Source organism: Roseibium sp. JB4-4, assembly GCF_055693425.1.
Map to the genome: position 1 here is coordinate 2802556 of NZ_CM146333.1, position 15536 is coordinate 2818091.

The window sequence follows — 15536 nt, forward strand, 5'->3', positions numbered from 1 at the left end:
CTTGCGCGCTCGGCCCGTCGATGCGCCTTTTGCTCTGACCCTGTTCGATCGGAATTCAGAACGCATTTACGACCTGTGTCCCCGTGCTGAAGCTGCGGGTCTCAACCGCGGCATGACGCTGGTTCATGCGCGCAGCTTCTGCCCCGGACTTCTGACCCGTGCGGCTGATCCTGTGACCGATCAGCGTTTCCTCCGCTTGCTGGCCCGGTGGGCCGTGCGCTACTGCCCCTGGGTCGGCCTTGACGGCCGGGACGGCCTTTTTCTCGACGTAACCGGATCGGCGCATTTGCTTGGCGGAGAGGCTCCGCTTCTGGACGATATCAAAAGCCGCCTGACCCGCGCCGGCCTGACGGCAAGGCTTGCTCTTGCCGGCACGCCGGGCACAGCCTGGGCCATGTCCCACTTTGCTGAAGGCATTGCTAACGATGGTGAGAACCTTGCGCGTATCGGCCCGCTGCCGCTCTCTGCCCTGCGCCTTCCCGACCAGACCTGCACCAGCCTTGAACGCCTCGGCATCGCAACGGTGTCGGAGCTCTACAACCTGCCACGGGCAACCGTTGCCAGACGTTACGATCCGGAGGTTTTGCGCCGCCTTGACCAGGCGCTCGGAGATATCCCGGAACAGATCTCGCCCCTGAAGGACGAAGTCAGCTTTGCTGTGCGCATCACCCTGCCTGACCCGATCGGACTTCTGGACGATGTCATGGCAGCGGCCCGGCGATTGATCGATCATCTATGTGCCCGGCTGGACATCGCCCAGAAGGGCGCGCGCATGCTCAAGATCACCTTCCGCAGAGTGGATCAGGAGAACCAGTCGGTAGAACTGAAGCTTGCCCGGCCGATGCGGGATGGCGAGCGCATACTTGCACTTTTCGAGCGGGGCGTCAGCGCCGTCGATGCCGGATACGGCGTCGACATGATCCGGCTGGAAGCGGTGGAGGTCGAAGAGCTTGGCATGCGCCAGCTGGACCGAGCCGAAGGCCGGGAAAAGGACAGTCTCGCCGATCTCATCACCCAGCTTGGCAACAGGGTGGGCCTGGAGAACATCCAGCGGTTTCACCCCGTCGACAGTCATATTCCCGAACGCAGCTTCAAACTGGTGCCTGCCGCCTATTCCAGCCCGGTTCCCACCTGGCCCGCCCAACGTCCACGCCCCTTGCGCCTGTTCCCCCCCGAACCGATTTCCGGGACCGGGTTCGAGCCGCCGCGCCGCTTCCGCTGGCGAGGCCGGTCCCTGAGCACCGCAGAGGCTGAAGGGCCAGAACGGATCACCCCGGCGTGGTGGGAAAACGACCTGGACTGGGCCCATGGCCTGCGCGACTATTGGCGCGTGGCCACTTTGCAGGGCCAGCGCCTGTGGCTGTTCCACACGCCGCAACACCCGGCCTGGTTCGTGCAAGGGGAGTTCGGTTGATGACCGTACCTATCCTTGCCGACGCCGTGTTTCCCGAACCGGCCCGCTATGCGGAGCTGTGCGTCACATCCAATTTTTCCTTTTTGCGCGGGGCTTCCCACCCGGAGGAACTGGTAACGCGCGCCGCAGCTCTTGGGCTGGACGCAATTGCCATCACTGACCGCAATTCACTGGCAGGTGTGGTGCGTGCCTTTTCCGCGCTCAAGGAGATCCGGCGGACAGCGGAGGAAGGCATCCAGATCCGGTCCCACTCGCAGATCGATTCATCCTCCCGGCAAGAGACCAGCACCACACCACCGCTCACCGTCGCACTTTCCAGAAGGTTGCCACGGCTGATTGTCGGAGCACGGCTCGTGCTGCAGGACAGCCCTGTGGAGTGGGTGGCTCTGCCGACGGACCGCGCGGCCTATGAACGGCTCAGCCAGCTTCTGACACTTGGCAAGCGCCGAGCGGAAAAGGGCGACTGCCATCTGAACCATGCCGATCTTCTGGCCGCCGCGACCGGCCTGATCCTGATTGCCCTGCCCCGGCCATTCATGACGGCATGTGGCTCACAGGCCGATATTTGCAAGACGGCACGTGCACATATCCGCGTGCTGCGCCAGGACGCCCCCGGCCACATCTTTCTGGGAGCGGCGCCGCGCTATGACGGTACTGACCAGGCCTGGTTCCGCACCTGTGCCCAGGCAGCCCATTCACTGGCAGCGCCCATGATCGCCGTCGGTGACGTGCTGATGCATCACGCCGGACGGCGTCGGTTGGCCGATGTGCTGACATGCCTGCGCGAAGGCTGCACCATCGACCAGATCGGAACCAGGGCCCTGCCCAATGGCGAACGGCGGCTGAAGGCGCCCGAGGATATGGCCCGGCTTTACCGCCACCACCCGGCGGCGTTGCGCCGAACTCTTGAAATTGCCACGCGCTGCAGCTTTGACCTTGCCGAGCTTTCCTACGAATACCCGGATGAGATCGCGGATGGCGAAAGCCCGCAGGAACGGTTGGAACGGCTCACCTACAAGGGCCTTCAAAACCGTTATCCGGCCGGCATCCCCGAGCACGCCATGGCCCTTGCGGAAAAGGAACTGAAGCTGATCCGGAAGCTTGATTTCCCCGCCTACTTCCTGACCGTTCACGACATCATCCAGTTTGCTCGCAGCCGTCATATCCTTTGCCAGGGACGCGGTTCGGCGGCCAATTCGATCATCTGTTATGCGCTTGGCATCACCGATGTCGGGCCGGAGACAATCACCATGGTCTCCGAACGGTTCATTTCCGAACACCGCGGCGAGCCACCGGATATCGACGTCGATTTCGAGCATGAACGCCGGGAAGAAGTGATCCAGTATGTTTATGAAAAATACGGCCGTCACCGCGCCGGGCTCTGCGCCACGGTGATCCATTTCCGCACCCGCGCCGCGATCCGGGAGGTGGGCAAGGTGATGGGGTTGAACGTGGATGTCACGGCTGCCCTCTCCGGCCAGATCTGGGGCAGCTCCAATTCCGGGCCGGAAGAAACGCGAATGAAGGAAATCGGTCTCGATCTGAGCAATCCGCGCATCTGCCAGACGATCGAATTGATCAAGGAGATCATCGGATTTCCACGTCACCTCAGCCAACATGTCGGCGGCTTTGTGATCACACAGGGACGTCTTGACGCGCTCTGTCCGATCGAGAATGCGGCCATGGAAAACCGGACCGTGATTGAATGGGACAAGGATGATATCGACGCCCTCGGCATCCTGAAGGTAGACCTGCTCAGCCTTGGCATGCTGACCTGCATCCGCAAATGCTTCGATCTGCTCGACACGCATCATGGACGGCAACTGACCCTCGGCACGGTGCCGCAAGGCGACACGACAACCTATGACATGCTGTGCAAGGCCGATGCGATCGGTGTTTTCCAGGTGGAAAGCCGGGCGCAGATGAACTTTTTGCCGCGCATGCGCCCCCGTGAATTCTACGATCTTGTCATTGAGGTTGCGATTGTCCGGCCCGGTCCGATCCAGGGCGGCATGGTGCATCCCTATATCAACCGGCGTCAGGGCAAGGAAAAGATCAGCTTCCCTTCAAAAGCGCTGGAAGAGGTTCTGGGCAAGACGCTCGGCGTACCGCTTTTTCAGGAACAGGCGATGCAGATCGCCGTGGTTGCCGCCGGCTTCACGCCGTCGGAAGCAGACAAGTTGCGCCGGTCCATGGCTACGTTCCGGCGTATGGGCACAATCGGCCAGCTGAAGGACAAGTTCATTTCCGGCATGCTGGAACGCGGCTATGAGCTGGAGTTTGCCCAGAACTGTTTCAGCCAGATCGAAGGGTTCGGCGAATACGGCTTTCCGGAAAGCCACGCAGCCGCCTTTGCCATGCTCGCTTATGTCTCGGCCTATCTGAAATGTCATTTCCCGGCCGAATTCGCCTGCGCTTTGCTCAACTCCCAGCCGATGGGTTTTTATGCCCCGGCACAGATCGTGCGCGATGCCCGCGAGCACCAGGTGGAGGTGCGCCCCATTTGCGTCAACACCAGCGCCTGGGACAACACGCTGGAGCGGCGCAGCGATGGCGCACTCGCCCTGAGACTGGGTTTCCGTCAGATCAAGGGACTTCGCGAAGAGGACGCCGACTGGATCGTTGCGGCACGCGGCAACGGCTATCCGGACACCGAAACCCTGTGGCTTCGAACCGGTGTGCCTCCCGCTACGCTGGAGCGCCTGGCCGAGGCCGACGCTTTTTCCGGCATGGGCCTCAGCCGCCGCGCCGCACTCTGGCAGGTAAAGACAATCCGCAGCCCCAAACCGCTGCCCCTCTTCAACGACCCGATTGACGGCGAAGCAATCTTCGAACCGGATGTGCTGCTGCCGGCCATGCATCTGGGCCAGGAGGTGGTAGAGGACTATCTGTCGACCCGCCTGACACTGCGCGCCCATCCGATGGAGTTGCTGCGCCCGCATATTCCACACCTGACCCCGCATGACCGTTTGCCCGTGCTCTCCCCCGCGAGGCACGTCATGTTTCGGTCTGCGGCCTCGTCATCACCCGCCAGCGCCCTGGCACGGCTTCAGGTGTCATCTTCTTGACATTGGAAGACGAAACGGGCGTTTCCAACGTGGTCGTCTGGCCGAAAATGTATGAAAAATATCGTGCCGCTGTCATTGGCGGGCGGCTCTTGAAAGTGACTGGCCGTCTGGAGCGCGAAGGTATTGTCGTCCATCTGATCGCTGATCATATCGAAGACCGCTCCCGCGACCTCGCTCTTCTCGGCCACCCCAGTGACGATGCTCTGGGTCAAACCACACCCAAGACCGATGACGTGCCCGCGCACCTCAAATCAGACGCACCTAAACCAAGAGCCATGCACCCGCGCGACCAGGCCAAACGGCTCTTTCCGAGCCGGGATTTTCACTGAGACACGCTTGCAAAGACACCACAATCATACCCTGAACCAACTCACTCATCAGGCCTGGTTGACAGAAGAAACCGCCATTTATTATACAGTGTATAAAAATGGAGAGTTGAATGCCAACCGGACACACAATGATGGCCATGAGCCTGGATGGTTTCGTCGCGCGAAAGAACCACACGCTCGACTGGTTGATGAAGCTCGACACTGAGGGTGAGGAGCACGGGTTTGCCGACTTTCAAGAGAGCATCGATGTCATCGTCATGGGCACAGGCTCTTTCAGAACGGTTCTGGGCTTCGGTGAATGGCCCTATCAAAAACCGGTGGTGGTTCTGAGCAGTACCATGCGCGAAGACGACATTCCCGACCACATAAAGGGCAAGGTTGAATTCAGCCAATTGTCACCTGACGTTCAGATGTCTCAACTGGGTGAGCGTGGCATATCGCGGGTCTATGTCGACGGCGGCGCAATCATCCGGTCATTCCTGCGTGCCGGCCTCATCGCGGATATGAGAATTGCAGTCGCACCTGTTCTCATTGGTGACGGCATTCGCATGTTTGGTGAACTAACCAAGGACATTGATCTGTTTCTTGAAGAGGTGAGCCAGTTCAAGTCCGGCCTGGTCCAAATGCGGTACAGGGTTATCTGACGATGGCCGCTAAAAAGACCCCGGGCCGCCCATCAAAAGGGGCTGGCGCGTTGTCCAGAAAACGCATCATTGCCGCTGCCGCGCCGCTCCTGCAGCAAAAAGGCCTCGAAGCTGTGTCTTTTCGGCGTTTGGCGGACAACCTCGGTGTGAGTGCAATGGCAATCAAATACCATATTGGTAGCCAGCAGGAACTGCTGTCCGCATTGGTCGAGCACAGTTTCAAAGACACGTTAGGCACGATCAAGGGAGAAAGTCCTGCGGAACGTCTCCGTCATGTTCTTTCAATGTACTGTATCCGTGCCCTGGAAAACCCGAATGCGATCCGCTGCATCCTGAACGACGCTTCGCTCATGAGTCTGGAAATTATTGAAATCACAGAAGAAATAAGGAAATATACCCGACTGTTGAACGATGATGACCCGGACGACGTTCTACTCAACCTGCTGGTCGATTACACGCACGGTTTCGTCTTTTCAGCGGTTGCAGCTGCCCCCAACACATGCCTTACCCAAGAGGATTACCTGCGCAGCATCGATTGGACGCTCTCGCTCTGCAAGGACCAGCAAAATTCGAAACCGTATTGATACCGGCGCTACTGAGTTGATATGCGATGATAGATCAAAGGACGATCATCATCGGTCGCACCGAAGCGAACAATGCCTGTCTCTTCGTCGCGAACCAGGAACCTGTCTCTGATATCAAAGGGCTCGCCACCTTCGCAAACTGCGCGTGAATTGAAGCGGTGAAGCTTGCCATCGTCGGTCAAGCGACCTTCAGCCACAATCCAGCCTTTCCCGTTTTCGCAAAGAGAGAACTCCGAAGGAACCACACGGATATCAAACTCTCCCGGCTCCTTACCAGCAATCGACAAATAGTCGATTGAGCCATCCAGAGCATCAAGTCCCTTGTAAAGTCCCACCCAATCCGCATCGTCCGCGACAGCGGAACCGGTCAAAACAGCCAGCCCTACAAAGGCCGATGCAAGCAATCGATTGAACATGCTTCAATCCCTTCGTGCGTATCAATTGCGATCACGACAGTCGATGACCACAAAGAAAATCACAGATTGCAACAATCCGTCAAAACACCCGCCGAGACCTTGTAGGACTGGTGCCACGCATTTTCTGTGTCCTGGTGAAACATCGTAGGCAAAAAGTATCGCATTCTGCTGGTATTTCATCCACGCATGACTTATGAGTGAGCAAATGCTCATTATTGTCTTGAAAGGCTCGTCATGCGCGCTTCATCCGTCCTGCTTTCCATAGCGCTACTCGTCGGCCTGGCTATTCCGGCTGCTGCTCAGATGAGCGAAGATCAAATCCGAAACGGCTTCAAAAATCACGCCGCGATGGCCCAGTATTATCGCTGGTATCAATTTTACGAACGCCCGGATGGCGGCGTTGCCAACGCACTCGATATCCTCACCAAAGACGTGACGATCACTTCCGGCCTGGGCACTGCGAACGGTCATGCGCAATACAAGGAGCGCGTGGCACAACTACCGGCAACCTGGAAGAATGCGCACCACGTTCAAACTGCCGAGATCACCCAAGGCAAAGACGGCAAAATGACGCTTGCCGCGAAGATCATTTATCAGAACCAGGGCATGCTTCCGGATGGGGCCGTTCGACAAGCCGACCTGAACTACACCGTTGAAATGGTGCCTGGCGAAGATGTGCTTCCGCTTCTATCCAATGTTCTGATCGAACAGGACAGCGACACCACCGTCACAAGTTTTCAAGATGCCTATGCTGAGAACCGGCTGCGCAGCCTTGTTCACTATTGGCTCGCGCTGATCGAAGACCCTTCCCGCAATCCTGAACCCGTTCAGGAAATTCTGTCAGATGACTTCTCACTGAATTTTTCAAGCGGCGCCATCACCGACTTTAACGGCTTCAAGGCTTGGCTGGCCGGTCCAGCATCGCAGGTCGCGGCCAGCACCCATGTCATATCCAACTTCGAAGCGAAGGACCTTGGTGAGGGAGAATACACGGCCACGATGGATTTCGATTGGGCAGGCATCACGCCCGACGGCACCGAACTTGTCGCCAAGACGCGCCATACCTGGACAGCAACCAACGACGTCAACGAGCGGTTTGCGCGCATCAAAACCGTCGATGTGGAAGTGCTTGAACCCTTCCGGCCACGTGGGAACTGACCTCACCAAACAGTGCAGATTGCCAAGTGATGGCCCGCGTGACAAAGACCTGATGCGTGGGCCACTTGCGCTATCGACGTCCTAGACAAATCGAACTGGGACTTTCTATTGTGCCGGCATGACAACCGAACCTCCAAAGATATCCGATAGCCGCGTTCGTGCGGTCATGGCTCCCCTTGCGCTCCCGCATAAGACGGCGTCCGGCACACTGGAAGCTGCCCCCCTGGTCCTGATCGACATAACGATGAATGACGGGATCACCGGTTCGGCATATCTATTTTCCTATACGCCGGTTGCGTTGGAGCCACTGGCCCTTTTGACCCGGAACCTGATCAACGGTCTCGTTGGCGAGACTTCGGACCCGGAAAGCGTGAATGCACTGCTTGATCAACGTGCCCGGCTGCTTGGAAACCAGGGCCTTCTGGCAATGGCGATCAGCGGTATAGACATGGCTTTGTGGGACGCCAAGGCCAAGCGGGCCGAGAAGCCCTTGTGCAAGTTGCTGGGCCAGGAATGCAAACCAGTCCGAGCTTATGACAGCCTTGGTCAGATGCCACCCGACGAGACCGCCCGGGAAGTCGAGGCTTCTCTCAAACGCGGATTTCGCGCTTTCAAGATCAAGGCCGGACATCCCGATCCGCAAGTTGATGCCGCCGTTGTGCGCGCGATCCGAAACGTAGCCGGTACCGATGTCTGGATTGCGGCGGACTTCAATCAGGCGTTCGATGTCGACGAAGCCGTTCAGCGCATGAAAATACTCGACGATGAAGGCCTGGCATGGATCGAGGAACCGGTTCATGCCACCAACTATCTGGGGCATGCCGTTGTTCGCACCAACATCCGGACACCGGTTCAAACAGGTGAAAACTGGTGGGGAATTGCCGACATGCAAAAATCGGTTGCCGCGAACGCTTCAGACCTTGTGATGCCGGATGCGATGAAAATCGGCGGTGTGACAGGCTGGCGCCGGGCAAGCCAACTTGCTCAAGATGCATCATTGCCGGTTGCAAGCCATCTGTTTGTCGAGATTTCCTCCCATCTTCTGAACGCGACGCCAGCTGCCATGATCCTGGAGTGGTTCGACATTGCCGGAACGCTTGTCGCGAACACGCCCACCATTCGAGACGGCCACGCGCTCCCATCTTTGGAGCCGGGCATCGGCATTATCTGGGACGAGCACGCAATTTCGAACATTTCAGCATAGCTCACGTGTTGCCTGTCAGAGCCGCAAGACCGACTTCACAGATCCAGCGCTGCTGAATGACCAGTCGATTGGTTGATTTTCCAGAAGATAGATAATGGAATTGTCGGGTTTCAGACCGGTCTGGCCGAGGCGTTTCCTCACATCTCGGTAAAGTGCCTCTTTCTGATCGTCAGAACGACCGCCAAGCAGAGCGATCTCAATAATGATTGTATGTGCCGGGTCGCGTACGCCCAGAAATGACGGATGAAGAATAATGTCTTGTGGCGGATAACGCGTCACAAGGCAGAAGAAGTCGTCAGGGTTTACCGCACACGTTTCCACCAAGCTGTCATGAAGCAATTGATTGATGCGGTGGCAGGTCGCTGTCGGCAGTGCCTGCGGAACGTGGATCTTGTTCATCGGCATCAGAGCCCCTTTCTGTTCGTTTGAAGTCCGGGGGCACGCTATTCTTGAATTTTTGTTGAAAATAGACAAAATCAAGCAAGATAAACTTGCCTGAAAGTCTGAAATGAATCCACATCTCGCACCCGAACTCGCGACGTTCGTGCGTGTCATTGACCTGGGGTCGTTCGCTTCAGTTGCCGATGAACGGGGGCTGACGTCTTCCGGGATATCCCGCGCTGTTTCCAGGCTTGAGGCATCATTGGGGTCCAAGCTGCTGCACCGCTCAACCAGGCGATTGGAATTGACGCGCGAGGGAGAAGTCTTTCTCCGGCATGCGCGCAACATTCTCGCGATGCTCGAAGCGGCACAGTCGGACATATCCAAGGAAACAGAACTTGCCCGTGGCCACTTGAAAATCAACTGCGGCTCAGCCTTTGCCCATCACAAACTGGCACCGATCCTGCCCGCATTCAACGAGACCTATCCTGATGTCACCGTTGATGTCTCAATCGCCGATCACCGCATAGACCCCTATGCTGAGCATTCTGACATCACGATCCGGGTCGGCCCCTTGAGCGATAGCGATCTTGTCGCCGTTCGGCTGGGATCGGTATCAAGGGTGATCGCAGCCAGCCCAGCTTATCTGGAAAAATACGGGCAACCGGCTTCATCGAAGGACCTGCTTTCGCATAATTGCCTGCTTTTAAAGGGGTTCCCTCACCAATCGAACTGGCCTTTCCGGGAAAATGGCAAACTGGTTGAGGTTGCCGTTTCCGGCAACTTCAGCTCAGACAGCGCAGAAATGCTGCTGCGGACGGCAATTGCGGGCCTCGGGATCGTCAGGTTGGGAGACTTTCTGGGAGAAGCCGCTCTCAAGTCCGGCAAACTGCTTCCCATTCTTCAAGACAGTCACATCAAAAACGAGCAACCCATTTCCGCACTCACACCGCCAGGACGGCAGTCCCTTCCACGCGTCCGCGCAATGCTGGATTTCCTGAAGGCGAAAACCTGAAGCCAGCCGGTCTTGTGTTGTCTGCGCCCGTCACACACTAGAATTCGTCGGCAAGCGCTTCCAATCTTTCCCGGTTCTTGATGATAAGCCAGCCGTCGCGCAGTGCTATCAGGTCAGCTTTTTGCCATTTACCGAGGCAGCGATTGACGCTTTCACGCGTGTTGCCAATCATGCCTGCCAGTTCCGACTGAGATTGGGAAAGCTTTTGAAGCGGACGGTCGTTTGACCCCGGAGTTGTTGTCGTCAACCTGAGCAGAAGCTTGGAGAGGCGCACCTGGGTATCCATAAAAGCGACCTCGATCATGCGCTCGTCGGACCGGCGCACACGCTGACACAGGAGTTCAATCAACCGGATCGAGAGTGCTGGGTTCCGGTTCAGAACGTCCAGGAACGAGCGGCGTTCAAGTACCACAAGCGCACAATTTGTGAGCGCATCGACATTTGCTGAACGTCCGCCGCCATCCAGCATGGCGATCTCGCCAAAGACATCACCGGCCTGCAGATCATTCAAAGTGATGTCCCTGTCGCCGGGTGTCATCATCGAAACGCGAACGGAGCCTTCGGCGATCGCCATCATGCTCATGCCGGGTTCACCCATCGCGAAGATTTTCTGCCCCGCGTCATAACGCTTCACATAAGAAAACTCAGCAAGTTCCTCTCTGGCACGGCTGTCAAGCGCTTCAAAAACAAAGCTTTTACCGAGCAGCTTTTCCTTGTTAAATTCGTTTGATGCATTCATGGTTTTTTACTCGAGAGGCATGACGCGCACGACATTGCTGGGAATGTCCGTGACTTGTTGGACAACAGCTCTAGGTGCCTTTGGGCAAATTTGAGCACGGCTTGAACGCTCCATTTAGGACATCGATGATGAAAAAGTATGTCACTCTGGCTCTATTCTCCATTCTGATTGCGCTCACAAGTACGTTTTCGAACGCACAATCTCTGATTGGGTGTACGCGAACCGAATTGGCAGATCCCGCCCGGGTTGTCTATCAGTGCCAGGGCGGTGTCACACTAGAGGCCGAAGCTGCAGCGTCCCTCGGTGTGATCAAGTCGGACCCCGATCAACGCCCTTCTGAGGTTGAGGTCGATTCTGATGCTGTCCTGATCGAGGTTGCACCTGCAGGCGGGCCCTTTCAAATTCGCACACCCCACGCGATCGCTGCGGTCAGGGGCACGGTCTATATTGTCGATGTGACCGCTGAAGGCACTTCCGTCTTTGTCAGCGAAGGCGAGGTCGCAGTTTTCCGCGAAGTCGGCAGCGAAGAAGTTACCCTGGCCGCAGGTGACGGTGTCGATGTGCGAACCGGTGAACCGCTTGTAGTCCGGCAGTGGCCGGAACAAAGGGTACGCGCCTTGCTCAATCGCTTTGGTCGATGAAGCCGAAGCTTTCCCGATGGATCTTGCTGGCTGCACTTGCCGCCGGCCTGATTTGGTCGGGTCTGCTCGCCTATATTCATCTGACCGGAAGCGCGAGTGTCCTCGACCGGTTTGAAACAGTTTTTCTTGATCTGAAAATTGCCGCAGCAGGAGAAAGATCTCCGCCCTCCGATGTGGTTATCGTTGCAATTGACGATCAGACCGTCAACGGAGTAGGGCAATTTCCGTTGCCGAGAAACCGGCTCGCCGCGCTCATCGATGCGATTGAGGCAGCTGGTGCGAAGGCGATTGCAATCGACATCCTGCTGCCAACCACATCAGACGATTCGCATGACCTCGACCTTGGTGCAGCTCTCAAGAACTTTCCATCCGTCATCGCTGCAGTCGGCAGCCTGGAGGAGGCACTCCCCCTAGAAAACAGCGTTCCCGTTGTGGAAACGGTGATGGTGCCCGCCGCAGCTGTCTCCAGGTTTTCGAAAACGGGATTGGCTAACATCGTCACGGACACCGGTGGCACACCGCGTCATATTCCGCATCTATTTTTGACACCTGAGGGCTTGAAGCCATCCTTCAGCTTGCAGGCGTTCAGCCTTTTTCAAGGTGAGCCACATTCCTTTGCGGCAAACGGCGTACGCATCGGTGAGCAGTTGAGAGCGACTGACCTGGGATGGCACATGCCCCTCAACTATTATGGCCCGGGCGGCACCATCCCCACTTTCAGCGCTGCTAATCTCATGGAGCAAGGCTCAGACCCTGAGATAAGCCTGGAGGACAAACTGGTCGTCCTCGGTGTCACAGCGACCGCAGTAGGAGACCGGTTCAGCACACCGTTTGATCCCGTCATGCCCGGGGTTGAAATCCAGGCGACCGGGCTTGCCAATCTGCTCGACCACAGCGCGCTCATACGCGGACCGGAGACCAGAAGCCTCGACGGTTTGGCCGCAGTCTGCATTACACTTCTCGGTCTTCTCGCGATCGCGTATTTCTCCTTGGCACAGGCCTCATTCATCTATTTCGTACTCATGGCTGTTTGGCTCCTCTTCACTGCGGTGGCATTCACTCACGGTCACTGGCTCAACGGCGCGCTGCCCTTGGCAGCAAGCCTTCCACCTGTCGCTGCATTGATTTTTGTTCGTCAGATCTCAGACCGCAGATGGGCTCGACAGCAGCAGATCGCACAACAGGAGCTTGCCAGGTTCCATGCGCCGAGATTGGCGGAACGAATTGCCGGGGACCCTACGTTTCTCCTGCACCCCAGGGAACAGACGGTTGCGGTTCTGTTCATAGACCTGTCCGGCTACACAGGCCTCAGCGAGCAGCTGGGCCCAGCTGCGACCCGGAACTTCCTGAAAGAGTTTCATACGGTCGTGGTCAATGTCGCGAGCGCAAACAATGGTGTCGTGCTCGATTTTATGGGCGATGGCGCGATGCTCGGCTTCGGCATCCCGGACCCAGCCTCAAGCGATCCCTTGAATGCCTGCCGGTGCACATTTCAACTTGTGGAGCAGGTGCACGATTGGCTCGCGCTTCAGTCGTCAATGTCGGAAAGGTGCCGGCTCCGTGTCGGTGGACATATCGGGCAAGCCGTTCTGTCCCGTCTCGGACACGAACAGCAACAGCAGATCACCGCAACTGGTGACTGCGTCAACGTGGCCAGCCGGTTGCTGGAAGTGGCTAAACATCATGGTGCCCTGGTTGCTCTCTCGTCTGACCTCATTGCAGCTGCAGAGAACATTTCTCCCAACTCGCTGACGGTACCTAGACGCGAAACAGAAGGCATTCGAGGCCGGCGGCAATCTCTCAGCGTCGGCCTCTGGAAGTCGCACGAAGTCCTGCTGAGTTCCAAACGGCTTTGAGGGTCAGACCACTTTGCCTTCAACAAGATTGCACCGTTTCGTGCAAGTGTAGCGGCCCGGAGATTGCCGTGCACCGGACCGGACGAACAGACAAAATCACAGCATCCGGAAGAGCGTCCGATCTTTCCTGATCGTGTGATGAAAAACCACAGCACCGATATGCAGCACAAAGAGGACAAGCAGGATATACGCGCTCCACTCGTGGATGGCGGACAAGGTCCAGGCGATATCAGGGCTCTTGCCTATCGGACTCCAAATCTGAACCAGACCGAACCATTTCAGCGGAAACCCATGCGCATTGGTCGCCAGAAAACCGGATACGGGCATGATGATCAGGAAAAGATAGAAAAGGCCGTGAACCGAGGCCGCCGCGTATCGTTCAATAGCCGGCCCTTCGTTCTCGATAGGTTTCGTCAAAAGCTTGTTGCCGACCCGGATCAGCATCAGCCACAAAACGATGAAGCCGAAGCTTTCGTGCAGCAGATAGAAAGCGGTGACGACATCCTTTTTTGCAAAGCCGATCATCAGTCCCAGCGGCCACGTAATCAGGACCAATACGGCGACGGACCAATGCAGAAGCCGCGTAACTGAACCATAACGCGCGAAGGGGTGAACGGGTTCCCGGTCCCCTTGAGAGGTTTCTTTGTAAGAGATGCTGTCTGTCACGGGTGTCTCCAACGGTCCTATGAGCTGATTGTATTGAGGGCTCAAGTTCAAATTTGCGCAAGGTCTGGCGGATCAGTTTTTACTGCACGGCATTCAAGCCGGTCCGCCAAGGTAGGTTTGCATCGACGAGGTCAGACATAGGCCTGAATGGGATTTCCGACATGTGGCATGCCATGGATCTGCGGCTGATCTGCACGAAAACCGAAGGCGTCCCGCTCATCGAACAAAAACTCGGACAAGTTCTCCATGATGCGAGCTCTTGCACCCGGCACGTGAAACCTCAAGTTTCGCAATCCACGCACGTAGTCGGAGAAAACCGGGTCGCGCGCACCCAGTGGACGACGGAAGGCCAGCTGCCTGTCGCCGAACACAGGCTTATATCCAAATATGGAAAGCCCAATGAGTTCGCGTGCCAAGACACGTGGAATGTTTTGCCGTGTGTCCCAAAACATGCGCAAATTCCAACTAATGAACTTTTTCCAACAAAGCTTCTTGAACTCAGGTGTATTCCGCACGAATCCCGCCGGCACGTTACCAAATCGCGCGAATTGCTGCTCCAACTCCCGCAATTCCTTGCCAAGAGTTGCCTCACATTCACGCCAGAGACCGCGTTCGTAGGGCTCAAGCGTTATGACAAACTCATGGTTTGCAGTCGCACCCCCGACGATCAGAGCGTCATTGAGAAGTGGCGTCCAACGATCTTCGCTCAAGATACTGCCAAGCCCACAAACCGGCACAACGTTCCTGGTCGGGAGGCGAGTATTCACTGGCAAGTCCGCGTCGTTTACTTCCTCGCGCTCTGCTTGGGCAGCGTCGGCCAGCATTGCTGTTTCTCTTTCCTGAATGCCATTGGCAGCAGTAATGCCGAAATTCATGATCAGGTTTCTTGCCTTGCGGATTTCGGTACCACCGAGCAGCACTAATCTCAGCTGATTTTGGCCCGTCGCCCGATACAGCCTGTAAGCTGCCCGGATGTACATTGTCATGGCAAGATCCCTGTCCCAGGACGGCGGAATGAAGCGACCGACCCAGGCGTTGTCTTGTCGGTAGATGTTTTTGACGGCTTGGATTTCTCTGTTGAATGTTTGGAAATTCATCAACGGCATGGGTCTTTCCTCCCTATTTGTCCCGAAGGAGCGGTTCCGATACCTGCAAGATGGTGGAAAGCGTTGTGAATGCCCTGTGACCATGGACACTTCACATGTCTGTAAATGAGAGAAAAGTTTCGGGAATACCTGAACGGACGGTCGGGAACGCACAAAGCCGCGGCAAGCGTCGGGTCTTTGGTTTTGTCGACGCACGGAAACAAGGCTCCGTTGCCTCAAACCCCACCAACTAAGCTCCTGAATGCTCAAGTCGAAAATCTGTGCCGTTCAGCACACTCTTCAGCCTCTGAACATGTGAAGAAGACGTCAGCTTTG

At 56.9% G+C, this 15536-nt stretch carries 15 protein-coding genes; 10 read left to right on the forward strand and 5 right to left on the reverse strand.

The window, feature by feature from the left end:
* Position 1: 1 nt before the first annotated feature.
* The 5 genes from ACZ1HV_RS13060 (at position 2) to ACZ1HV_RS13080 (ending at position 6039) form a co-directional block, all read left to right on the forward strand.
* On the forward strand, positions 2–1414 hold the full coding sequence (locus tag ACZ1HV_RS13060) for a Y-family DNA polymerase (RefSeq protein WP_472718313.1): 1413 nt from the start codon (positions 2–4) through the stop codon (positions 1412–1414).
* Complete coding sequence (locus tag ACZ1HV_RS13065) at positions 1414–4482, forward strand: error-prone DNA polymerase (RefSeq protein WP_472718314.1); 3069 nt, start codon at positions 1414–1416, stop codon at positions 4480–4482. The genes ACZ1HV_RS13060 and ACZ1HV_RS13065 overlap by 1 nt, the downstream gene beginning before the upstream one ends.
* A complete protein-coding gene (locus tag ACZ1HV_RS13070) occupies positions 4473–4811 on the forward strand; it encodes an OB-fold nucleic acid binding domain-containing protein (protein WP_472718441.1) in 339 nt (112 codons plus the stop codon). Before ACZ1HV_RS13065 ends, ACZ1HV_RS13070 begins: the two co-directional genes overlap by 10 nt.
* Before the next feature lie 110 nt (positions 4812–4921).
* Positions 4922–5455, forward strand: a complete 534-nt coding sequence (locus tag ACZ1HV_RS13075; protein ID WP_472718315.1) for a dihydrofolate reductase family protein — start codon at positions 4922–4924, stop codon at positions 5453–5455.
* Between the two features lie 2 nt (positions 5456–5457).
* Positions 5458–6039, forward strand: coding sequence for a TetR/AcrR family transcriptional regulator (locus tag ACZ1HV_RS13080; protein ID WP_472718316.1), 582 nt, complete (start codon positions 5458–5460; stop codon positions 6037–6039).
* A gap of 8 nt (positions 6040–6047) precedes the next feature.
* On the opposite strand, the gene ACZ1HV_RS13085 is transcribed toward ACZ1HV_RS13080, so the two are convergent.
* A complete protein-coding gene (locus ACZ1HV_RS13085; RefSeq protein ID WP_298819048.1) occupies positions 6048–6455 on the reverse strand; it encodes a hypothetical protein in 408 nt (135 codons plus the stop codon).
* 234 nt (positions 6456–6689) lie between these two features.
* Between ACZ1HV_RS13085 and ACZ1HV_RS13090 the strand changes: the two genes are divergently transcribed.
* Both ACZ1HV_RS13090 and ACZ1HV_RS13095 read left to right on the forward strand, forming a co-directional pair.
* Entirely contained in the window at positions 6690–7613 is a 924-nt protein-coding gene (locus ACZ1HV_RS13090; protein WP_472718317.1) for a hypothetical protein, read from the forward strand.
* 118 nt (positions 7614–7731) lie between these two features.
* Positions 7732–8817, forward strand: coding sequence for an enolase C-terminal domain-like protein (locus ACZ1HV_RS13095; protein WP_472718318.1), 1086 nt, complete (start codon positions 7732–7734; stop codon positions 8815–8817).
* Positions 8818–8832: 15 nt separating this feature from the next.
* Here the strand turns inward: ACZ1HV_RS13095 and ACZ1HV_RS13100 are convergent, their stop codons facing one another.
* Positions 8833–9222, reverse strand: a complete 390-nt coding sequence (locus tag ACZ1HV_RS13100) for a tautomerase family protein (protein ID WP_472718319.1) — start codon at positions 9220–9222, stop codon at positions 8833–8835.
* Between the two features lie 103 nt (positions 9223–9325).
* On the opposite strand from ACZ1HV_RS13100, the gene ACZ1HV_RS13105 reads away from it, so the two are divergent.
* Positions 9326–10213: a LysR family transcriptional regulator gene (locus ACZ1HV_RS13105; protein ID WP_472718320.1), complete on the forward strand. Its 888-nt coding sequence runs from the start codon at positions 9326–9328 to the stop codon at positions 10211–10213.
* A 37-nt stretch (positions 10214–10250) separates the two neighbouring features.
* On the opposite strand, the gene ACZ1HV_RS13110 is transcribed toward ACZ1HV_RS13105, so the two are convergent.
* Positions 10251–10952: a Crp/Fnr family transcriptional regulator gene (locus ACZ1HV_RS13110; protein ID WP_298962156.1), complete on the reverse strand. Its 702-nt coding sequence runs from the start codon at positions 10950–10952 to the stop codon at positions 10251–10253.
* A gap of 128 nt (positions 10953–11080) precedes the next feature.
* On the opposite strand from ACZ1HV_RS13110, the gene ACZ1HV_RS13115 reads away from it, so the two are divergent.
* Positions 11081–11593, forward strand: coding sequence for a FecR family protein (locus ACZ1HV_RS13115; RefSeq protein WP_298819029.1), 513 nt, complete (start codon positions 11081–11083; stop codon positions 11591–11593).
* The gene (locus ACZ1HV_RS13120) at positions 11545–13449 is read left to right on the forward strand and encodes a CHASE2 domain-containing protein (RefSeq protein ID WP_472718321.1); all 1905 of its coding nucleotides are present in this window, start codon (positions 11545–11547) and stop codon (positions 13447–13449) included. The genes ACZ1HV_RS13115 and ACZ1HV_RS13120 overlap by 49 nt, the downstream gene beginning before the upstream one ends.
* Positions 13450–13545: 96 nt before the next feature.
* Here ACZ1HV_RS13120 and ACZ1HV_RS13125 read toward each other — a convergent pair whose 3' ends face one another.
* Both ACZ1HV_RS13125 and ACZ1HV_RS13130 read right to left on the reverse strand, forming a co-directional pair.
* Positions 13546–14115, reverse strand: a complete 570-nt coding sequence (locus tag ACZ1HV_RS13125) for a cytochrome b (RefSeq protein WP_298819025.1) — start codon at positions 14113–14115, stop codon at positions 13546–13548.
* 131 nt (positions 14116–14246) lie between these two features.
* Complete coding sequence (locus ACZ1HV_RS13130) at positions 14247–15221, reverse strand: hypothetical protein (protein ID WP_298985003.1); 975 nt, start codon at positions 15219–15221, stop codon at positions 14247–14249.
* Between the last annotated feature and the right edge of the window lie 315 nt (positions 15222–15536).